General features: G+C 72.2%; 21 protein-coding genes and 2 pseudogenes. 14 read left to right on the plus strand and 9 right to left on the minus strand.

Annotated features, from left to right (window positions below; genetic code table 11):
- Nucleotides 1-6: 6 nt before the first annotated feature.
- Genes ACEQ2X_RS05400 through ACEQ2X_RS05410 form a run of 3 tightly spaced genes read right to left on the minus strand, consistent with a single transcriptional unit; the run spans nt 7 to nt 2,058 of the window.
- Entirely contained in the window at nt 7-411 is a 405-nt protein-coding gene (locus ACEQ2X_RS05400) for a molybdopterin-binding protein (RefSeq protein ID WP_370324764.1), read from the minus strand.
- Between the two features lie 31 nt (nt 412-442).
- On the minus strand, nt 443-1,933 hold the full coding sequence (locus ACEQ2X_RS05405) for a gluconokinase (RefSeq protein ID WP_370324765.1): 1,491 nt from the start codon (nt 1,931-1,933) through the stop codon (nt 443-445).
- Nucleotides 1,933-2,058 carry a hypothetical protein gene (locus ACEQ2X_RS05410; RefSeq protein WP_370324766.1) on the minus strand — a complete coding sequence of 42 codons (126 nt, stop codon included), beginning with the start codon at nt 2,056-2,058 and terminating at the stop codon, nt 1,933-1,935. The genes ACEQ2X_RS05405 and ACEQ2X_RS05410 overlap by 1 nt, the downstream gene beginning before the upstream one ends.
- A gap of 152 nt (nt 2,059-2,210) precedes the next feature.
- Between ACEQ2X_RS05410 and ACEQ2X_RS05415 the strand changes: the two are divergent.
- From ACEQ2X_RS05415 to ACEQ2X_RS05440, 6 genes and pseudogenes are all read left to right on the plus strand, one after another.
- Nucleotides 2,211-3,055: pseudogene (locus ACEQ2X_RS05415) on the plus strand (SMP-30/gluconolactonase/LRE family protein).
- A 136-nt stretch (nt 3,056-3,191) separates the two neighbouring features.
- The gene (locus ACEQ2X_RS05420; protein ID WP_370324823.1) at nt 3,192-3,689 is read left to right on the plus strand and encodes a DUF488 family protein; all 498 of its coding nucleotides are present in this window, start codon (nt 3,192-3,194) and stop codon (nt 3,687-3,689) included.
- 90 nt (nt 3,690-3,779) lie between these two features.
- Nucleotides 3,780-4,259: an MFS transporter gene (locus tag ACEQ2X_RS05425; protein WP_370324768.1), complete on the plus strand. Its 480-nt coding sequence runs from the start codon at nt 3,780-3,782 to the stop codon at nt 4,257-4,259.
- Between the two features lie 150 nt (nt 4,260-4,409).
- On the plus strand, nt 4,410-4,571 hold the full coding sequence (locus tag ACEQ2X_RS05430) for a hypothetical protein (protein ID WP_370324769.1): 162 nt from the start codon (nt 4,410-4,412) through the stop codon (nt 4,569-4,571).
- The gene (locus tag ACEQ2X_RS05435; RefSeq protein ID WP_370324770.1) at nt 4,568-4,996 is read left to right on the plus strand and encodes an MFS transporter; all 429 of its coding nucleotides are present in this window, start codon (nt 4,568-4,570) and stop codon (nt 4,994-4,996) included. The genes ACEQ2X_RS05430 and ACEQ2X_RS05435 overlap by 4 nt, the downstream gene beginning before the upstream one ends.
- Nucleotides 4,993-6,117 (plus strand): annotated as a pseudogene (locus tag ACEQ2X_RS05440) (amidohydrolase family protein); the annotation flags it as partial. The gene ACEQ2X_RS05435 and the pseudogene ACEQ2X_RS05440, both read left to right, overlap by 4 nt.
- Nucleotides 6,118-6,153: 36 nt before the next feature.
- On the opposite strand, the gene ACEQ2X_RS05445 reads toward ACEQ2X_RS05440, so the two are convergent.
- From ACEQ2X_RS05445 to ACEQ2X_RS05455, 3 genes are all read right to left on the minus strand, one after another.
- A complete protein-coding gene (locus ACEQ2X_RS05445) occupies nt 6,154-7,653 on the minus strand; it encodes a catalase (RefSeq protein ID WP_370324771.1) in 1,500 nt (499 codons plus the stop codon).
- Nucleotides 7,654-7,901: 248 nt separating this feature from the next.
- On the minus strand, nt 7,902-8,588 hold the full coding sequence (locus ACEQ2X_RS05450) for an ABC transporter ATP-binding protein (RefSeq protein WP_370324772.1): 687 nt from the start codon (nt 8,586-8,588) through the stop codon (nt 7,902-7,904).
- Nucleotides 8,585-9,640 (minus strand): ABC transporter permease, encoded by a 1,056-nt coding sequence (locus ACEQ2X_RS05455; protein ID WP_370324773.1) that lies wholly within the window; start codon nt 9,638-9,640, stop codon nt 8,585-8,587. Before ACEQ2X_RS05455 ends, ACEQ2X_RS05450 begins: the two co-directional genes overlap by 4 nt.
- A 141-nt stretch (nt 9,641-9,781) precedes the next feature.
- On the opposite strand from ACEQ2X_RS05455, the gene ACEQ2X_RS05460 reads away from it, so the two are divergent.
- On the plus strand, nt 9,782-10,108 hold the full coding sequence (locus tag ACEQ2X_RS05460) for a sensor histidine kinase (RefSeq protein WP_370324774.1): 327 nt from the start codon (nt 9,782-9,784) through the stop codon (nt 10,106-10,108).
- The gene (locus tag ACEQ2X_RS05465) at nt 10,105-10,731 is read left to right on the plus strand and encodes a response regulator (protein WP_370324775.1); all 627 of its coding nucleotides are present in this window, start codon (nt 10,105-10,107) and stop codon (nt 10,729-10,731) included. Before ACEQ2X_RS05460 ends, ACEQ2X_RS05465 begins: the two co-directional genes overlap by 4 nt.
- Nucleotides 10,732-10,938: 207 nt before the next feature.
- On the opposite strand, the gene ACEQ2X_RS05470 is transcribed toward ACEQ2X_RS05465, so the two are convergent.
- From ACEQ2X_RS05470 to dop, 3 genes are read right to left on the minus strand one after another with little or no spacing between them, the layout of a single operon-like run.
- A complete protein-coding gene (locus ACEQ2X_RS05470) occupies nt 10,939-11,127 on the minus strand; it encodes a ubiquitin-like protein Pup (protein ID WP_370324776.1) in 189 nt (62 codons plus the stop codon).
- 35 nt (nt 11,128-11,162) lie between these two features.
- Nucleotides 11,163-11,618 carry a septal ring lytic transglycosylase RlpA family protein gene (locus ACEQ2X_RS05475; RefSeq protein ID WP_370324777.1) on the minus strand — a complete coding sequence of 152 codons (456 nt, stop codon included), beginning with the start codon at nt 11,616-11,618 and terminating at the stop codon, nt 11,163-11,165.
- Nucleotides 11,615-13,114, minus strand: a complete 1,500-nt coding sequence (gene dop, locus ACEQ2X_RS05480; protein WP_370324778.1) for a depupylase/deamidase Dop — start codon at nt 13,112-13,114, stop codon at nt 11,615-11,617. The genes ACEQ2X_RS05475 and dop overlap by 4 nt, the downstream gene beginning before the upstream one ends.
- A 62-nt stretch (nt 13,115-13,176) precedes the next feature.
- On the opposite strand from dop, the gene ACEQ2X_RS05485 reads away from it, so the two are divergent.
- Genes ACEQ2X_RS05485 through ACEQ2X_RS05510 form a run of 6 tightly spaced genes read left to right on the plus strand, consistent with a single transcriptional unit; the run spans nt 13,177 to nt 18,823 of the window.
- Entirely contained in the window at nt 13,177-14,922 is a 1,746-nt protein-coding gene (locus ACEQ2X_RS05485) for an AAA family ATPase (protein WP_370324779.1), read from the plus strand.
- Entirely contained in the window at nt 14,810-16,090 is a 1,281-nt protein-coding gene (locus tag ACEQ2X_RS05490) for a LuxR C-terminal-related transcriptional regulator (protein WP_370324780.1), read from the plus strand. The genes ACEQ2X_RS05485 and ACEQ2X_RS05490 overlap by 113 nt, the downstream gene beginning before the upstream one ends.
- Nucleotides 16,091-16,147: 57 nt before the next feature.
- A complete protein-coding gene (locus tag ACEQ2X_RS05495) occupies nt 16,148-16,987 on the plus strand; it encodes a hypothetical protein (RefSeq protein ID WP_370324781.1) in 840 nt (279 codons plus the stop codon).
- A gap of 34 nt (nt 16,988-17,021) precedes the next feature.
- Nucleotides 17,022-17,312, plus strand: coding sequence for a hypothetical protein (locus ACEQ2X_RS05500; protein WP_370324782.1), 291 nt, complete (start codon nt 17,022-17,024; stop codon nt 17,310-17,312).
- 16 nt (nt 17,313-17,328) lie between these two features.
- Nucleotides 17,329-17,538, plus strand: a complete 210-nt coding sequence (locus tag ACEQ2X_RS05505) for a hypothetical protein (protein ID WP_370324783.1) — start codon at nt 17,329-17,331, stop codon at nt 17,536-17,538.
- Nucleotides 17,539-17,545: 7 nt separating this feature from the next.
- Nucleotides 17,546-18,823, plus strand: a complete 1,278-nt coding sequence (locus ACEQ2X_RS05510; RefSeq protein ID WP_370324784.1) for an O-acetylhomoserine aminocarboxypropyltransferase/cysteine synthase family protein — start codon at nt 17,546-17,548, stop codon at nt 18,821-18,823.
- Nucleotides 18,824-18,956: the final 133 nt, after the last annotated feature.

An 18,956-nucleotide genomic window follows, 5' to 3' on the forward strand; every position in this document is an offset into this window, starting at 1 on the left:
GCCGGCTCACCCGGGCAGCCCGATCACGACGTTGGTCGACTTCACCGACGCCACGACCTCCCGGCCGGGTGCGAGGTCGAGGGCCTGCACGCTCTCCGCGGTCATCAAGGACACCAGCCGGAACGGCCCCGCCTGCACCTCGACGACCGCCGCGGCGAGGTCGGCGGTGACCCCGGTGACGATGCCCGGCATCTGGTTCCGGGCGGACGAGGCGACGATCGGGCCCTGGGTGCCCGTGCCGCCCCGCTCGGCGATGATCCGTTGCACCTCGGCCACCGGCACCAGCCGCTGGCCGCCCTCGGAGCGCTCGACCCGGACCGTGCCGTCCTCGTCCCACCGGCGGATGGTGTCGACGCTCACGCCGATCACCGCCGCGGCCTGCCCCACGCGCAGGAGCTCGTCATCTGCCATGGCGTCCGATCATGAACCTATGCAGGTGTGGTCACAACCCTAGGTACAGGGACGACCCGGACAGCAGGTCGATCAGCTGGGCGTAGCGGCGGTGCACCTGCTCGTGCACCGCGCGGTCGGTGTCGTCGGGGTCGATGTGGTCGGTGATGGTGATCAGGTCCTCGACGGCGTCGAGGTCGTCGAGCAGGCCGACCGCGGTCATGCCGAGCACCGCCGCGCCGAACGCGGCCGCCTCGGCGACCTCCGGCACCTCGAGGGGGACGCGCAGCACGTCGGCGACGAGCTGGACCCACAGCGGCGAGTTGAGGAACCCGCCCGTGGCCCGCAGGCGGCGCAGCCCGTGGCCGGTGTCGTCGAGCGCGTCGGCGACCAGCCGCAGCTGGTGGGCGACGCCCTCCAGCCCGGCGCGCACGAGGTGCCCGCGCCGGTGGGCGTAGCGCAGCCCGAAGACCACGCCGGACGGCGCGCCGGACCACTGCGGCGCCCGCTCGCCGGTCAGGTACGGCAGGACCAGCACGCCCTCGGCGCCGGGGGGCACGTCGCCGGCCGACGCCGTCAGGTCGGCGACCTCGACCCGCCCGTCGAGGACGTGGTCGCGCAGCCAGGTCAGCCACAGCCCGCCGGTGCTGATGGCCCCACCGACGCACCACCGTCCGGGGGTGAGGGCGTAGCAGAAGGTGCGCATGGCGGGGTCGGTGACGGGCTCGTCGACGATGACCCGGATCGCCCCGCTGGTGCCGACCGTCAGCGCGCCGATGCCGTCCCCGATGGCGCCGACGCCGAGGTTGGCCATGATCCCGTCGGTCGCGCCCGCGACCACAGGGGTGTCTCGGGGCAGGCCGGTCCGGCCGGCGGCCGCGGCGGTCAGGCCGTCGAGGACGTGGTCGGTCGGCACGAGCGGGGCGAGCTGGTCGCGGTCGATGCCGGCCAGGCTCAGCGCCTCGTCATCCCAGTCGAGGTCCGACAGGTTGAACAGCCCGGTGGCCGACGCGCCGGCGTGGTCGAGCACCGCCTCGCCGGTCAGGGCAGCCAGCAGCTGCTCCTTGATCGTCCCCCAGGTCCGCACCGACGCGGCCACGTCGGGCTGGTGGGCGGCCAGCCAGCGGAGCTTCGCCAGGGGTGCCATCGGGTGCAGCGGCGTGCCGGTGCGGCGGTAGACGTCGACGTGGTCGGCGCGCAGGACCGCCGCCTCCGGCGCCGCCCTGGTGTCGGCGTAGATGATCAGCGGCGTCACCGGCCGGCCGTCGGCGTCGAGACCGAGGAGGCTGTGCATCACCGTGCTGATCGACACCGCCGAGACGGCGATCCCGTAGGCGCTGGCGTGGCCGGCGACCTCCTCGATCGCGTCGAGGGTGGCCTCGACGATCGCGTCGGGGTCCTGCTCCGCCCAGCCGGGCTCGGGGTCGTCCAGGGCGTACTCGCGGCTGGCCACGACGTGCTCGGTCGCGTCGGCGTCGTACAGGCCGACCTTGACCGCCGTGGTCCCGACGTCGACGCCGATGACCGCACCGTCACGTGCCATCAGGAGGACGTCATCCCGAGTATGGGGACGGCGAGGAGGTACCCGCCGGCCGCGATGAGGACGATGCCGATGGTGATGCGGCCCGAGCCGAACGCGATCGCGTTCGGTGACGTCGCGACCGGCATCCCAGCACCATACCACCGGGGTGTTCATCCGGGCGGTGGGGGTGATGGTGGCGGTGTGCGGGGTGCATGGAGATGGTTGATCCTGCACCTCTGCACCGCGACGCCCGACCGCGCGGCGCCCTGCCGGAGGATCGACAGATGCGGAGGACTCGATGGACGTCGACCAGGTGACGGATCCGGTGGCCTACCACGGTGAGGGCCCGGTGTGGTCCTCCCGCTGGGGCGGGCTCCGCTGGGTCGACATGCTGGCCGGCGACATCCTCTCCCTGGACGAGGCGGGCACGGTCGGTCGCCGGCACGTCGGATCGGTGGCCGCCGCGGTCCGGCCGCGTCGCGGGGGTGGCGCGGTGATCGCGGTCGAACGTGGCTTCGCCCTCGAGGACCTGGACGGGTCGGTCGCGGCACTGCCGGAGATCTGGTCCAGCACGCAGATCCGGATGAACGAGGGCGGCTGCGACCCCGACGGTCGCTTCTACTGCGGGTCCATGGCCTACGACCAGCGACCTGGCGCGGCCTCCGTCTACCGGCTCGATCCCGACCTCACGGTCACCGTCGTCCTCTCCGACGTCACCATCTCCAACGGCCTGGAGTGGAGCCCTGACGGGTCGCGTGCCTACTCCAACGACACCGCCACCCATCGCATCGACGTCTTCGACTACGACAGCCGTGCAGGGCTCAGCAACCGTCGGACGTTCGCCGAGGTCCCCGATGGCGGCTGGCCGGACGGGCTGACGGTCGACGTCGAGGGAGGGGTGTGGACCGCCATCGCCAACGGCGGCGCCGTCCAGCGGTACAGGCCCGACGGCGTCCTCGACGAGGTCATCGAGGTGCCCGCGCGGATGGTCACCGCCTGCACGTTCGGCGGCGAGCACCTCGACCAGCTGTTCATCACGACCTCCCGGGAGGGGCTGACCGAGACGAGGACCCCCTCGCCGGCGCGCTGTTCCGGGCGACGCCGGGGGTCACCGGCCGGCCGGTCAGGGAGTTCGCCGGGTGATCGCCCGACTGCCGGTCCTGGCGCCACGGGGCACGGGGCGACGGCCTGGTCCCGCTGCAGGAGCACCCCGTCGGATCACGCCGGCCGTGACGTGCTGCTGACCGTCGGCCACGGCACGGCGAGCCAGGAGGAGCTGGTGCGCCTGCTCACCGACGCCGACGTCGAGGCGGTCGTCGACGTCAGGCGGTTCCCCGGCAGCCGCCGCCATCCCCACGCGGCGCGCGACGCGATGGCGCGCTGGCTGCCCGAGGCCGGCGTGGGCTACCGCTGGGACGAGCGCCTCGGCGGGCGCAGACGACCCGCGGAGGGATCGCCGCACACGGGGCTGCGCCACCCGTCGTTCAGGGCCTACGCCGATCACATGGACACCGCCGAGTTCGCCACGGCGGTCGGCGAGCTCCTGGAGCAGCTCACCGAGCAGCGATCGGTCATCCTCTGCTCGGAGTCGCTGTGGTGGCGCTGCCACCGCCGGCTCATCGCCGACCACGTCACCGCAGTCCACGGGGTGGACGTGCGCCACCTGTTCCACGACGGCCGGCTGGCACACCACCGGATGACCGACGTCACCCGCGTCGAGGGCGACGCGCTGGTGTACGACGGTGGGGAGCCGACCCTGGACCTCGGGGACGCCTAGAGGCTGCTGGCCGCCGCACTGCTGGGCGCTGGGTTTGTCGAGCACCCGAAACGGGTAGCCGGCCGCGGAGGAGAGGAGATGTGAGCGACGATGTCCGTCAGCACCCCCTCCGGCGTGCAGCAGACCGTCTCGTGGTTCGTCTTCGGCCTGATGGCCAGCGTCACCGTCCTCGGGATCCTGTCGGAACTCGTGGTGTCCGGCATCCTGCCGCAGATGACCGAGGGCCTCGGGGTCGAGGAGGGCCAGGTGGGCTTCTTGGTGGGTGCCTACGCGCTCGCCTCCGCCATCGCCGCCATCCCCCTCGTCAGCGCCACCCTGGCGGTCAACCGCAAGGCGCTGCTGATGGTGCTCCTCGTCGGGTACGCTGCCTCGAACTCCGTCGTCGCCGCCACGTCGTCCTACGGCCTCATCGTCGGCGCCCGGGTCGTCGGGGGCGTCTGCGCCGGCGTGATGTGGCCGATGATCGCCGCCTACGGCACGCGGTTGGTCCCCGAGCACGTGCACGGCAAGGCCATCACCGTGATCATTCGGGCAACACCCTGGGGATCTGCGTCGGCCTGCCCGCCATGACCACCGTTGGCCTGCAGTTCGGCTGGCGGACCGTCTTCGTCGTCCTGGGCGTGCTGGGCCATCGTGATCGCCGCCCTGTCGTACGTGTCCCTGCCCGCGGTCGGGGGTGAGCAGCGCACCAGGAGCAACTCACCGGTGACCGTGGCGAGGATGCCCACGATCCTCATGGTCCTGTTGCTGACGTTCCTGTCGGTCGCCGCGCACTACGGTGCGTACACCTACATCACGTTGCTGGTGGAGCTGATCGACTTCACGGGCGGCATGGGGATGGCGTTGCTGATCTTCGGGTCGGCTCGGTCCTGTCGCTGGTGATCTCCGCCCGGTACATCGACGTCCACCTGCGCCCCTTGATCGTCATCACCTTGGCCGTCGGTGCCATCGCGATGGCATTGCTGCTGCTCTTCCGGGGGACGCCCGGGATCTCCCACATCGCGTTCCTGCTCTGTGGCCTGTCCGTCGGACCGCTCGTGACGATGTACCAGACCGCCGTCAGCACGCAGGTCGAGGAGGCCGAGGACGTCGCCACGTCGGTGCAGTCGAGCGTCTTCAACTTCTCGATCATGATCGTCACCGGGGTCGGCGGGCTGCTGCTGGCCGCCATCACCGAGCGATCCGGCGTCCGGTCCATCGTCTACGTGTCCCTCGGGTGCTTCGTCGCCGCCGCCGTCATCGCCTACTTCGTCGAGACCACCCTGCGCTCGTCCCCACCACCCGCCCACGACAAGGAGACGCCGTGAAGAAGTTCACCAACGCCCGGATCTACCGGCAGCACGACGCGACCAGCGAGATCCTGGTCGACGGCGGCGTCATCTCCCGGATCGGCACGGATCTCCCAGGAGCCGAGGAGGAGATCGATCTGGGCGGCCGGCTGGTGGTGCCCCCCTACGTCGACCCCCACCTCCACCTCGACTACGTCTACACCGCCCAGAGCGAGGGCGCCGCGAACACGAGCGGCACGCTGTTCGAGGGCATCGAGCGCTGGCACCACGTGAAGAAGACCCAGACACTGGAGGACGCCAAGGAGCGGGCGCTGAAGGGCATCCGCGAGGAGGTGTCCCACGGCGTCCAGTTCATCCGCACCCACATCGACGTGTGACGGATTCCGAGCTGACCGGGTTGACGGCGATGCTCGAGATCCGCGAGCAGCTGGAGGACAACGTCACCATCCAGATCGTCGCCTTCCCGCAGGAGGGCATGACGCCTTCGACCGCGGCGACGAGCTCGTGGAGGAGGGCCTGCGGATGCGACGAGACCGACGACCCGATGAGCCGCTTCGTCGAGCTGCTCAACGCCCTGGTGATGACCGCGGGGATCGGCACCCGCTCGACCGCCAGCCACACCTGCTCCTTCGGCTCGGCCGACGACGCCTACGCATTCCGCATGAGGGGCCTGTTCCAGAGGTCCGGGTTGAACTTCATCGCCAACCCCACCGAGAACGCCTACCTGCAGGGACGCCAGGACACCTATCCGAGGCGGCGGGGTCTCACGCGGGTGAAGGAGATGTGGGCGAGCGGCATCAACGTCTGCTTCGGGCAGGACTCGATCAACGATGCGTGGTACCCGGCGGGCAACGGCAACATGATGAACATCCTCGACAACGGCATCCACCTGGCCCAGACCATGTCGTTTCGACGAGCTGGACCGGTGCTTGGACCTGATCACCTACAACGGCGCGAAGACGCTGAACGTCGAGGACCAGTACGGCATCGAGGAGGGCAAGCCCGCCAACTTCCTGGTGCTGGACGCGGACTCGCCGTTCGAAGCCGTCCGCCAGCGCGCGAGCGTGCTGGCGTCGATCCGCAACGGCGAGTACCTGTTCAAGCGTCCCGAGCCGTCCTACGAGATCGAGCTCGACCTCTTCAGGGCGACGACAGAGCGACGGGCCGCTCCCGGATCAGCCCTCGCCCATGCCGGGGACGGGCTCGGGGGCGGCGTCGCGGCGCACGACCTCCTCGATGCGCTTGCCGACCTCGCTGTCGATGCTCGTCCAGTAGCCGACGGCGCGATCCAGCACCTCGCCGCGCACGCCACCCAGCAGGGAACCGCTCACCTGCTCGACGAGCCGGTCCCGGGCGCCGTCGTCGAACACCTCGCGCACCAACGTCCCCGGCTGGGAGAAGTCGTCGTCGTCGCGACGCAGGGTGTAGGCGGCGCGCACCATGTCGCCGTCGACCGCCCACGACTCCTCGGGCGTGGCGTCGCCGTCGGCCCACGCACGGCCTGCGGAGTTCGGGGCGTAGACGGGCTGGCTGCCCGAGTGCTCGTATGCCATCTGCCCGTCGAAGAGGTAGGAGTTGACCTCGACGCGGGGGCGGTTGACCGGCAGCTGGTGGAAGTTCGTGCCGATCCGGTTGCGCTGGGCGTCGTTGTAGGCGAACGCCCGGCCGAGGAGCATCTTGTCCGGCGACAGGCCGATGCCCGGGACCACGTTCCCCGGTGAGAACGCCGCCTGCTCGATCTCGGCGAAGAAGTTCTCCGGGTTCCGGTTCAACCGCATCGTCCCGACCGGGATGAGGGGGTAGTCGCCCTGGGGCCAGATCTTGGTGAGGTCGAAGGGGTTGAACCGGTAGTCCTTGGCGTCCTCGTACGGCATCACCTGGACCTTGAGCGTCCACGAGGGCAGGTCGCCCCGCGCGATCGACTCGAACAGGTCGCGCCGGTGGAAGTCGGCGTCGGACCCGGCCAGGTCGGCGGCCTCCTGGTTGGTGAGGGTCTGCCAGCCCTGGTCGGTCTTGAAGTGGTACTTCACCCAGAACCGCTCGCCGCCGGCGTTCACCCACATGAAGGTGTGGGAGCCGAAGCCGTCCATGTGCCGCCAGGTGCGCGGCAGGCCGCGGTCACCCATCAGGTAGGTGACCTGGTGCGCCGACTCGGGGTTGAGGGTCCAGAAGTCCCACTGCATGTGGTTGTCGCGCAGGCCGGAGTCGGGGAGGCGCTTCTGGCTGCGGATGAAGTGGGGGAACTTCATCGGGTCGCGGACGAAGAAGATCGGCGTGTTGTTGCCGACCAGGTCGTAGTTGCCCTCGGAGGTGTAGAACTTGATCGAGAAGCCGCGCACGTCGCGCCAGGTGTCGGGGCTCCCCATCTCGCCCGCCACGGTGGAGAAGCGGATCAGCATGTCGGTGGAGGCGCCCGGCTGGAACAGGGCGGCCCGCGTGAACTGCGAGACGTCCTCGGTGACCTCGAACGTGCCGAAGGCGCCGGCACCCTTGGCGTGGGGCTGGCGCTCGGGCACCTTCTCGCGGTTGAAGTGCGCCATCTGCTCGAGGAAGTGCACGTCGTGCAGGAGCAGTGGGCCGTCGGTGCCGACCGTCAGCGAGTTGCGGTCGCTGGGGGCCGGCGCCCCCGAACCAGTGGTGGACCGACCATCGGGACGAACCTCAGAGCCGGACATCGCTCTCCTCCTGTGGGTGACCGGCCACCCTCACATCGCCCGCACACGGGTCATGGCCCCTGACCGGGGTGGCTCGCAACGGTCTGGCCGCGGTGTCCTGTACCCGACCCGACAGTAGCAAGCGGCGCCACTCCCGTGCGCGCCACCGCGATGACCGCCCGCCGCCACCGGTCGATCACATCTCGACGTGCCGCGTGCCCGTCGCGACCCGCGACGCCACGCGTCGGGTGCGGACGCCACGGCGTCGGTCACGGAACAGCCGATGCGACGGCCTGCAGGTGGCCGTCGACGAGGTGGTGGACGGTGTCGACGTGATCGAGCTGGCTGCGGTCGTGGGTGACCATGAGGGTGGCGACGCCGTGGCGGTGGGTCAGCCGGGAGAGCAGGTTCACGATCTGGCTGCCGCGGTCGTGGTCGAGCGCCGAGGTGGGTTCGTCGACCAGCAGCACGTGGGGGCGGTTGATCAGCGCGCGGGCGATGCCGACGCGTTGGCGTTCGCCGCCGGACAGCTGGTGGGGTCTCCGGTCGATCTTGGAGGCCAGACCGAGTTCGGTGAGCAGCTCGACCGCGTCGGCGCGTCGAGCGCGGGGGTTCCCTCCGCGCAGGTGGACGCCGACGAGCAGCTGATCGACGGCGGTCAGCGAGACCAACAGGTTGACGCCCTGGAACACGAACCCGATGCGGTCCGCGCGGACCGCGGTGCGCGTCGCGTCGTCGAGAGCGGTCACGTCGGTCCCGGCGATCGTGACGGTGCCGGACTGCGGGCGCAGCAAGGTGCCGGCGACGGCCAGCAGGCTCGACTTGCCCGAACCGGACGGGCCGGCCACGGCGGCGAACTCGCCGGCGTCCACCGAGAGGTCGATGCCGTCGAGAGCGGTCAGGGTGGCGTCGCCGTCCTCGTAGGTGAGGGTGATGTCGGTCATCGTCAGCGTCATCGGTTGGCCCCCAGGGCGGTCAGCGGGTCGACGGTGGTGATGGAGCGCACGGCCACGACCGCGCCGAGCAGGCCGATCACCACGAGGGCGAGCAGCGGTGCCACGGTGGTGGTGGCCGTGGAGACGAACGGGACGGTGCTCGAGACCAGACGGCCGATGCCGTACCCGATGCCACCCCCGACCACGGCAGCGGTGGTCAGCACGATGACGGCCTGGCCGAGGGCGTCGCCGAGCAGGTACCGCGTCGAGGCGCCCATCGCCTTGAGGATCGCGATGTCGTGGCGTCGCTGCATCGTCCACACGGTGAAGAAGGCACCGATCACGAGAGCCGAGATGACCAGGAGGAACCCGCGGATCATCTGCAGCGACCCGTTCTCCTCCGCGTAGCTGCCGATCGCGGAGAAGCTGTCGCCCACGGACTGGACCGTGGTCCCGGCGACCGGGGCGACCCCGTCCAGGCCGTCGGGTGCGTCGAGGGCGATCGCGGTGACGGCACCGTGGGCGCCGGCGAGCCGGTTCCAGTCCGACAGGTCGACCCACACCACGGGCGAGTGGGAGAACGACGCGTCGTCGGTCGTGCCCGCCACGGTCAGGGCCGTGTCACCGATCGCGACGTGGTCGCCGACGGCGAGGTCGTGGTCGTCGGCGAGGCTGCGTGGCACCACGACCGTGGTGTCGTGGTCCAAGCTCGCGGGTGCCGCGGCGTCGGCCGGATCGACGCCGAACAGGACCACGCCGATGTCGGTGTCGCCAGTCGTCAGGTTGGCGCGGCTGATGCCGAGCGGTGCAGCCGCGGCCACCCGTGGTCGCGATGCCCAGGCGTCCACCGCTGCAGCGCCGAATCGGCTCTGCTCGAACGAGGGCCCGTCGCTGGTGTCCTGCAACACGATGTGGGTGGCGTCAAGGCCCGCGATGGCGGAGGTGTTCTCCGCACCGAGCCCGGCGGTCAGGCCCGACAGCATGACGACGAGCAGGGCGACCAGCGCCACGACCGTGGTCATCAACGCGAACCGACCTCGGGCGAACCACAGATCGCGCAAGCCGACGAACATCATCTGCCTCCTCCGACGCTTCCGCACCGATGCTCGACGCCGTCGTGAGCGGCGCCATCCATCGTCGGATGGGGTCGTCGGCAACGATGGTTCGACCGGAGGACCGCGGCCGCCCGCGGCGTCGACGTCGACTTCCGTGTGGTGGGCCAGCCCCAGCGCCTGCCGGTCGCCCACGAGCTCGCGCTGCTCCGTGTCGCGCAGTCGGCGTTGGCGAACGCGACGACCCACGGGCGCCCCCACGACGTGCGGGTGACGTTGTCCTACCTCGACGACTGCACCGCGCTCGACGTGGTCGACGACGGCGTCGGGTTCGACCCCGACGCCGTCCGGGCCCGCGCCGACGGGTCGGGGTTCGGCTTGCAGGTCATGCGCGAGCGGCTCCGCGACGTCGGGGGAACGCTCGTCGTGGAGAGCGCCCGCGGCGAGGGCACGGCGGTGATGGCTGCGATCCCCCGGAGGCCCGAGTGATCCGGATCCTGATCGTCGATGACCATCCCGTCGTCCGCAGCGGACTGCGGGCCGTGATCGACAGCCAGCCCGACCTCGCGGTGGTCGGTGAGGCCGCCACGGGCGAGCAGGCCGTCGGACGGGCGGTGCTCGACTTGCCCGACGTGGTGCTGATGGATCTGCAGATGCCGGGCATCGGCGGCGCAGCCGCCACCCGACGGCTCACCGAGCTCGACGCGTCGCCACGGGTCATCATCCTCACGACCTACGACACCGACGCTGACATCCTGTCCGGGCTAGAGGCAGGCGCCGTCGGCTACCGGCTGAAGGACGCCCCGCCCGAGGAGCTGTTCGACGCGATCCGCTCGGCGGCGGCGGGAGAGACCGTGCTGGCATCGACCGTCGCGTCGCGGCTGGTGGACCGCGTCCGCCAGCCCCCACGCGACGCGTTGAGCACCCGGGAGCTCGAGGTGCTCGACGCGGTCGCCGAGGGGCTCGGCAACCGGGCGATCGCCCGCCGGCTGCACATCAGCGAAGCCACCGTCAAGACCCACCTGGTCCACATCTTCGCCAAGCTCGACGTCGACACCCGCACCGCCGCCGTCGCAGCCGCGGTCGACCGAGGGCTGATCAGACTGCGCTGACCACCGCACCACCGTGACGACAGGCCGCGGACGCCGCGGTCGCGTCATGGATGAACCCCACCACGTGGCACGTCTACGGGTCCACGAGGAGCACACGGAGCCTGGTGGGTCCTCTGCCCTCACCTGGGGCCTCGATAAGCCCGGTCTTCGACGGTACGTCGATCCCGCGACGGCGACCCGGCGACATCTCCGGGCCGGCCGGTTGCGCTACTGGCCGCCCTTCTGGACGTAGTTCTTGACGAACTCCTCGGCGTTCTCCTCGAGGACGCCGTCGATCTCGTCCAGCAGGTCGTCCACGTCGGAGGTGTCGACCTCGGGGGCGTCCTGCTCGACCGTGGACTCCTGCTCCTCGGTCTGCTTGCCCTTCTGCTTGCGGACCTGTCCGCCGTCGCTCATCGCAGCCTCCTGGGGGGTCTGACGTCACCGGGAGTCTACTGGCCCGCCGGTGCCAGCACCTCCAGGGTCACCGGGGCGCGGCCGGCCTCGATGATGCCCAGCCGCTCCCCCGCCGCGCGGGTCAGGTCGATCCTCCCCGGCCCGCCGTCGGGGAGGCGGTCGTCGACCGTCACCACGACCGACGCGCCGGTCTCCGGGCGGGTGACCCGCACCTGGGTCCCGAACTCGAGGCTGCCGTGCGCCGCGGACAGCGCGGTCGGGTCGAACGGCGACCCCGACGCGGTCACCGCGTCCGCGGGCAGGCCCGGCCCGTACCAGGTGGCCTCGCCCTGGAGCGTCTGGACGACGACAGCCTTCTCCCCCACCCCGGCCCGCACCAGGGTCCGCGCTGGATCGCCACCGCCCACCACGCGGGCGGCCCCGACCAGCAGGAACGCGGCGAGCAACGCGACCACGAACCGCCCGCGCGCCGTCAGCCGGGTCCGGGTCACCCCTGCAGCTGGTCGAGCAGCTGGCGGGCGGTGTCGGCGCCGTCGATCAGCGCACCGGTCATCGCCCTGGTCCCCCGGCCGGGATCCATCATCGGCACCCGCTGGAGGGTCTCCCCGCCCACGTCGAAGATCATCGAGTCCCATCCGGCGGCGGTCACCGCGTCCCGGAACTTCTCGAGGCAGCGGCCGCGGAACCAGGCCCGGGTGTCCTCCGGCGGGGTGGTGACCGCCGCGCGCACCTCGTCCTCGGCGACCAGGGTCTCGCAGCGGCCGGTCGCGACGAGGCGGTTGTACAGCCCCTTGTCCCGCCGCACGTCGTGGTACTGGATGTCGATCAGCTTCAGCTTCCCGTCGTCCCAGGACAGGCCGTCCCGCTCGACGTAGCGCTGCATGATCCGGTACTTGGTGACCCAGTCGACCACGCCGTCGAGGGACATCGGGTCGTCCTCGAGCGTGGTCAGGATCCGCTCCCAGGTCCGCAGCAGGGCCGGAGCCCAGTCCGGGGCATCCCGGGTCTCGACCCACTTCTGGGCCCACTCGAGGTAGTGCCACTGGAGCTCGGTCGGTCGCACGCGCCGACCGTCCCTCAGCTCGATGGGGCGTGCGCAGGTCAGGTCGTGGCTGACCCGGTGGAGGGTCTTCACGGGGTTCGCGACCGTGGGCGCCGCCGGCAGGAACCCGTCCTCCACCATCGACAGCACCAACGCCGTCGAGCCCAGCTTGAGGTACGTGCAGACCTCGCTCATGTTCGCGTCGCCGATTATGACGTGGAGGCGGCGGAACCGGTCGGGGTCCGCGTGCGGTTCGTCGCGTGTGTTGATGATCGGGCGCTTGAGCGTGGTCTCGAGCCCGACCTCGACCTCGAAGAAGTCCGCCCGCTGGCTGACCTGGTAGTCGACCTCGGCGGACGGGAACTCCGTGCCGACCCGTCCGGCACCCACCATCGACTGGCGGGTGATGAAGAACGGGGTCAGCTGCCGCACGATCTCGCCGAAGGGGGTCGCCCGGTCGACGATGTAGTTCTCGTGCATCCCGTAGGCGGCGCCCTTGCCGTCGGTGTTGTTCTTGGTGATCAGGATCCGGCCGGGGTTGCCGTCCTCGTGGCCCGGGACCAGCGGCGCCGCCTTCCGCGCGGCGACCTCGAGGATCCGCTCCCCCGCCTTGTCCCACACCACCGCGTCGAGCGGGTTCGACACCTCCGGGGAGGAGTACTCGGGGTGGGCGTGGTCGACGTAGAACCGGGCCCCGTTGGTGAGGATCGAGTTCGCCAGCCCGATGTCGTCCTCCGGGGCCGGTTCGTGGGCGCCCGGCTGGGTGTACCCGCGGGCGTCCCGCAGGGGGTCCTCGTCCTCGTAGTCCCAGCGGGCGCGGTTCCGGCCATCGGACGCGTAGGCGTTCACGACCAGGGAGGACGCCAGCACCGGGTTGAAGTCAGGGCGGCCGATGACGGCGATCCCGAACTCGGTCTCGGTGCCCATGTACTTGGTGATGGCCATGACCGTCCCAGCCTAACCGCGGCCACACCCCCTCGAACCCGCGTGGAGTAGCCTCCGCGGGCATGGGCGCCAGCGGTCACGCGCCGAGCGGGTCGGGGGCCGGCGGAGACCCCCGCACCCCGCTGCTCGAGCGCGCCGACCAGCTGGCGGCGCTGGGAGAGGCGGTGGACGGTGCCGACCTCGGCCGCGGGGCCACGGTCCTCCTGGTCGGCCCCGCGGGGGTGGGGAAGACGACGCTGCTCCAGCACGCGACCGCGCACGCCGGCGAGGGCCTGGCCGTGCTGTCCGCGCGCGGTGACGCCCTCGAGCAGGCCCACCCGTGGGGCGTCGCGATCCAGCTGCTCGGGCCGCTCGCCCGCCGGGTGGACGCGGCGGCGACGTTCCACGGCGCCGCGACGCTGGCCGGCCCCCTCCTGCTCCACGCCACGCCGGAGGTGCCCGACGGCACGCCGGGCGGTGCGGCTGATCCCCTCGCCCTGCTCCACGCCCTCCACTGGGCGGTCGCGAACGCGGCGGAGCGCACGCCCCTCCTGCTGGTCGTCGACGACGTCCACTGGGCTGACGCGGCGAGCCTGCGGCTGCTGGCCTTCCTCGCCTCCCGCCTGGAGGGCCACCGGGTCGGGATGGCGCTGGCCGCCCGCACCGGCCAACCGGTGCCGACCGAGCACCAGCAGCTGCTCCACCACCTGCACGTGCACCCCTCGATCGCGCGGGTCGACGTCCCGGCGCTGAGCGACGGGGCGATCCGGGCGGTGGTGCGCCACGTCCTGCCCGACGCGCACGACAGGTTCTGCAGCGCCGTCGCGGGGGCGGTCGCGGGCAACCCCTTCCTGTGCCACGAGGTGACCACGGCGGTCCGCACCGCCCACATCGTGCCCGACGAGGCAGCCGCGTCACGGATCGGCGACCTGCGCCCGGACGGGATCCGCACGTCGATGCTGGTCCGGCTCGGCCAGAGCGGTCCAGGCGCCGCGGACGTCGCCGCCGCCGTCGCGGTGCTGGGTCCGCAGGCCTCGGTCCCCTCGGTCGCGGCGCTCACCGGCCTGTCGTCGGAGCGGGTGACCGAGCTCATCGACGACCTGGCCAGCGCCGACCTGCTCGACGCCGGACCCGCCCTCGGCTTCGCCCACCCGATCATCCGCGAGGTCGTGCTCGACGACGTCGGGACGGCCCGGCGCCGCTGGCTCCACGGGCGGGCAGCGGCCTGGGCCCAGGCTGCCGGCGCACCGGACGAGGACGTCGCCTCCCACCTGCTCGCCGCCGACCCGGTCACCGAGCCGTGGGCGGTCGAGGCCCTCCGCAGGGCCGCCGACCGCGACCTGCTGCGCAGCGCACCCGACCGGGCGGTCGAGCTGCTCCGGTGCGCCCTCGCCGCCGCCTCCGACCGGACCACCCGCGGCGCGCTCCTGACGACCCTCGCCGCTGCCGAGGCGGCGGTGGGCGACCCCCGGGTGGAGGCGACGGCCGACGCCGCCGTCGACCTCCTCGTCGCCGACCGCCCGCCTGGCCGCCGCCGTGGACGGGGTCGGGGATCTCCCAGACGCCGTCTCCCTGGGCGAGGTCCTCTACGCCGCCGGGTGGTACCGGCGCGCGACGCGCGCGTACGCCGCAGGGGTGGCACGCCTGGTGGCGGACGCCCCTGCCGTGCCGGAGGTCGAGGCGAGGCTCGTGGCCGGGCACCTGATCGCGGCGCGCATGGCCGGCGAGCCCGCGGCGCACGCCGAGGCGCGGCTGGCGGGGCTGGTCGGCTCACCGCCACCCGCGCCGGACCTCGCGGACCGCATGCTCCTCGCCATCGCGGCGGGTGATCGCGCGCTCGCGGGGGACCTCCACGTCGAACGCATCCTCGCGCTCGCGACGGCGGCACGGGGCGGCGACGACGACCTCCGGGCGCTCGGGATGGTCGTGCTGCAACCGCTGGTCGGGGCCCTGCTGTGCGGCGACCGCTACGTCGACGCGCTCGAGCTCCTGGACCACGCCATGGCAGAGGTGCGGGTGCGGGGTGCCCTCGCCGCCCACGTCGGGCTGCTCCCCCTCCGCGGCTTCCTGCTGCTCTTCGCCGGGCGCATCGCGGACGCGGTGGCTGATGCGGCCTGGGCCGTCGAGCTCGCGGACGAGCTCCCGTCCGTGCCGCGACCGGCGCTCGTCGCGGCCCACCACGTGCTGGCGGAGGCGGCGCTCGAGCGGGGGGACCTGGCTGCGGCCGCGGCGGCGACCAGCCTGCCCGACCCCGCCGTGACCGACGTGCGGACCCCGTTCCTCGGCTCCTACCTCGAATCCGTGGGCCGGCTGGCCCTCGCCGGTGGGCGGGTCGACGAGGCCGTCGAGGCCTACACCGCCGCCGCCGCCGTCCACACGGCCGCCGGAGGGGACGGACCGGTGCACGACTGGCGCAACGGGTTGGCTCGCGCACGGCGGGCCGGCGGAGATCACGGCGTCGCGGTCGACCTCGCCGCCGAGCAGCTGGGGCGAGCCCGTCACTTCGGCGCCGCACGCCCCCTGGCGGCCGCCCTGCGGGCGGTCGCCGCGGTGTCCGCCGACCTCGACGAGCAGATCACGGCGCTCGATGAGGCGGAGGGGGTCGTCGAGGGGTCCGAGGCCCGTCTCGAGCAGGCGCGCGTGCAGGTGGCGCGCGGTGCGGCGCTCCGCCGTGCCGGCCGCCGCCGCCAGGCCCGGGAGGTGCTGCGAGCCGGACTCGACGCCGCCCGCACCGCCGGAGCCGCCGCCCTCGCCCGCTCGGCGGTCGAGGAGCTGGAGGCCTCAGGGGCGCGCCAACCCCGACTCGCGATCAGCGGCCGCGATGCGCTGACCCCCTCCGAGCTGCGGGTGGCGCGGCTGGCGGTGGAGGGGCGATCGAACCGGGAGATCGCCGAGACGCTCTACGTGACCCGCAAGACCGTCGAGGTGCACCTGTCGGCGACCTACCGGAAGCTCGGCATCGCCTCGCGGCAGGAGCTCCCCGACGCGCTCGGCTGACCAGGTTAGGGGTGGGTCCCTGATGCCCGCGCGCCGGCGCGACGGGATGCTGCCGCCATGGCATCCCACACCCACCGACCAGGCCACCGCGGGCGGCACCTCGCCCTCGGCCTCACCACCGTCCTGATCCTCACCGCGTGCGGCGGGAGCGACGACCGCACGGCTGACGCCGGCCCGCCCGACGAGGTGGACCCCGCATCGACGTCGACCGCCGGCGAGGCATCGCCGTCCGCCACGGACACGACCGGCACGGGCACCCTGGTCGAGGCCGACGCGGCGGCGACGGACGCCGTCGCGACCGACGCCGTGCCCACCGAGGAGGTGGCCGCGGCGGGTGGCGACGGTCCCGGGGAAGGGGTGGAGGGTTGCCCGGCGGAGACGACGCTGTCGATCACCCAGGTCAGCCTGGACTTCCCGGACGAGGAGCTCCTCCCCGAGACCACCTTCGCCGGCGGCCACTTCGTCCTCGACCTGGACGGCAGCGGCTTCGGGCCCACCCTGGGCGGCACGCTGACCACCGACCCCACGGCCGACCCGGTGGCGCTCGGGGAGTCCTGGGCCTCGCCGGGCGCACCGCCCGAGGGGGAGGCGCACGTCACGATGCTCTTCGAGGGACCGCCGGAGGGCGCGACGGAGTTCCCGCTCGGCACCTACGGCGTGACCTTCACCGACGACGTCTTCGCGCCGACAGAGGGCATGGGCCTGTCGGCCCTCAACCTCTTCACCGCCGACGGGTCGAACCGCCCCCTCAACCGCGACAACGCCGTCGAGCTCACCCACATCGGCGACGGGGTGATCTGCGGGACCGTGACCTCCACCGGGCGCGAGCCCGGGCCGTCCAACCCCGTCCGCCACGTCGACGGCGCCTTCGTCGCGACCGTCACCGAGCAGCCGTGACCCCTCACCCACCACCGAACGGAAGGCACATCCCATGATCCGACGCACATCGACCCTCCTGACCGCCGTGGCGCTGGTCCTCGGCCTGGCCGCCTGCGGCGGCGCGGACGACGGCGACCGGCAGGCGTTCATCGACGCGGCCGCAGAGGGCAGCGGCGGCGAGCTCGACGAGGAGACGGCGGGCTGCATCTACGACGCCCTCGCCGAGGAGCTCGACGCCGACCAGATCGACCAGCTGGCCGGCAACTTCGACGCCGAACCTGATGACCCGGCGATCGCCGAGGCGGCCATCACCGCGCTGCAGGGGTGTGTCGAGGGCGGGTGATCCCGACCCGGTCCGCGTGCTCCTGACGATCGTGCCGGGTGCAGCGCCCATCGAGGGGACGCTCACCCGGCTCGACGGCTCGGACGCCCAGCCCTTCTGCGGCTGGATGGACCTGACCGCTCGACTCGAGGGGCTGCGGAGCTCGGGTGGGGATCCCACCGATTACCCACTGGCGGACGACGCCGGCACCGTCGAGGCTGCGGGGGAGCCATCCACCGAGCCCTGAGGATCCCATGCGCGACGAGACCATCGCCCTGCACGCCGGGTACGACCCCGAGCCGACCACGAAGTCGGTGGCCGTGCCGATCTACCAGACGGTCGCCTACGAGTTCGACAACGCCCAGCACGGCGCGGACCTGTTCAACCTGGCGGTGCCGGGCAACATCTACACGCGGATCATGAACCCGACCCAGGAGGTCCTCGAAGCGCGGGTCGCCGCGCTCGAGGGCGGGGTCGCGGCACTCGCCACCAGCTCGGGCCAGGCGGCGATCACCTACGCGATCCTGACCCTCGCCAAGTCGGGCGACAACATCGTGACCGTCCCCCAGCTCTACGGCGGGACGTTCACGTTGTTCACCCACATGCTCCCGGACATGGGCATCGACGTGCGCTTCGCCGAGAGCGACTCGGCGGAGGACCTGGAGGCCCTGGTCGACGACCGCACCCGAGCGGTGTACTGCGAGACGATCGGCAACCCCGCCGGGAACCTCCCGGACCTCGAGGCCATCGTGGAGATGGCCCGTGCCAAGGGCGTGCCCGTCGTGGTGGACAACACCGTCCCGACGCCGGCGCTGCTCAAGCCGATCAGCTGGGGCGCGAACATCGTCGTGCACTCGCTGACGAAGTACATGGGTGGGCACGGCACCACGGTGGCCGGTGCCATCGTCGACGGCGGGAACTTCGACTGGACCGCCGACGCCGGCCGCTGGCCGCAGTTCACCGAGCCGGAGCCCGCGTACCACGGCGTCGTGTACTCCGACGCGCTCGGGCCGGCGGCCTTCATCGGCCGGGCCCGGACGGTCGCGCTGCGCAACACCGGCGCGGCGGTGTCGCCCTTCAACGCCTGGCAGATCATGCAGGGCATCGAGACGCTCAACCTGCGGATGGAGCGGCACACCGAGAACGCGAAGGCCGTCGCCGAGTTCCTCGAGGCCCACGAGCGGGTCACGTGGGTGGAGTACGGCGGGCTCGAGTCCTCCCGGTACCACCAGATGGCGCAGAAGTACACCGGTGGCCGGCCGTCGGCGCTGCTGACGTTCGGGATCGAGGGAGGGTTCGAGGCCGGCGAGCGGTTCTACGACGCCCTCGAGCTGTTCACCCGTCTGGTCAACATCGGGGACACCAAGTCGCTCGCCGCCCACCCGGCCTCGACGACCCACCGCCAGCTGACCGAGGACGAGCTCGCGTCGGCGGGGGTCACCCCGGACATGATCCGCCTGTGCGTCGGCATCGAGCACATCGACGACATCCTGGCCGACCTGGAGCAGGCGCTGAAGGCCTCGTCGGGCTGATCGGTCGGAGTCGGGGGGCCGGCGTGGGTGCCCGCCCCACCCCAGGGATCTGTCGCGCCCCCACCTCGCCGGGGTCTGTCGCCTTCGTCTCGTTCCGCGCAACGAACCCGACAGACCCCCGGATGGGCACCCC

Origin of the sequence: Euzebya sp. (assembly GCF_964222135.1) — a bacterium.
Classification (GTDB): Bacteria; Actinomycetota; Nitriliruptoria; order Euzebyales; family Euzebyaceae; genus Euzebya.

What these genes read in the sequence shown, in the direction of transcription:
- ACEQ2X_RS05400 (WP_370324764.1), bottom strand. Translation starts at nt 411, where the DNA reads ATGGCAGATGACGAGCTCCTGCGCGTGGGGCAGGCCGCGGCGGTGATC.
- ACEQ2X_RS05405 (WP_370324765.1), bottom strand. Translation starts at nt 1,933, where the DNA reads ATGGCACGTGACGGTGCGGTCATCGGCGTCGACGTCGGGACCACGGCG.
- ACEQ2X_RS05410 (WP_370324766.1), bottom strand. Translation starts at nt 2,058, where the DNA reads ATGCCGGTCGCGACGTCACCGAACGCGATCGCGTTCGGCTCGGGCCGC.
- ACEQ2X_RS05425 (WP_370324768.1), top strand. Translation starts at nt 3,780, where the DNA reads ATGTCCGTCAGCACCCCCTCCGGCGTGCAGCAGACCGTCTCGTGGTTC.
- ACEQ2X_RS05430 (WP_370324769.1), top strand. Translation starts at nt 4,410, where the DNA reads ATGCCCACGATCCTCATGGTCCTGTTGCTGACGTTCCTGTCGGTCGCC.
- ACEQ2X_RS05445 (WP_370324771.1), bottom strand. Translation starts at nt 7,653, where the DNA reads ATGTCCGGCTCTGAGGTTCGTCCCGATGGTCGGTCCACCACTGGTTCG.
- ACEQ2X_RS05450 (WP_370324772.1), bottom strand. Translation starts at nt 8,588, where the DNA reads ATGACGCTGACGATGACCGACATCACCCTCACCTACGAGGACGGCGAC.
- ACEQ2X_RS05455 (WP_370324773.1), bottom strand. Translation starts at nt 9,640, where the DNA reads ATGTTCGTCGGCTTGCGCGATCTGTGGTTCGCCCGAGGTCGGTTCGCG.
- ACEQ2X_RS05470 (WP_370324776.1), bottom strand. Translation starts at nt 11,127, where the DNA reads ATGAGCGACGGCGGACAGGTCCGCAAGCAGAAGGGCAAGCAGACCGAG.
- dop (WP_370324778.1), bottom strand. Translation starts at nt 13,114, where the DNA reads ATGGCCATCACCAAGTACATGGGCACCGAGACCGAGTTCGGGATCGCC.
- ACEQ2X_RS05485 (WP_370324779.1), top strand. Translation starts at nt 13,177, where the DNA reads ATGGGCGCCAGCGGTCACGCGCCGAGCGGGTCGGGGGCCGGCGGAGAC.
- ACEQ2X_RS05490 (WP_370324780.1), top strand. Translation starts at nt 14,810, where the DNA reads ATGGCCGGCGAGCCCGCGGCGCACGCCGAGGCGCGGCTGGCGGGGCTG.
- ACEQ2X_RS05495 (WP_370324781.1), top strand. Translation starts at nt 16,148, where the DNA reads ATGGCATCCCACACCCACCGACCAGGCCACCGCGGGCGGCACCTCGCC.
- ACEQ2X_RS05500 (WP_370324782.1), top strand. Translation starts at nt 17,022, where the DNA reads ATGATCCGACGCACATCGACCCTCCTGACCGCCGTGGCGCTGGTCCTC.
- ACEQ2X_RS05510 (WP_370324784.1), top strand. Translation starts at nt 17,546, where the DNA reads ATGCGCGACGAGACCATCGCCCTGCACGCCGGGTACGACCCCGAGCCG.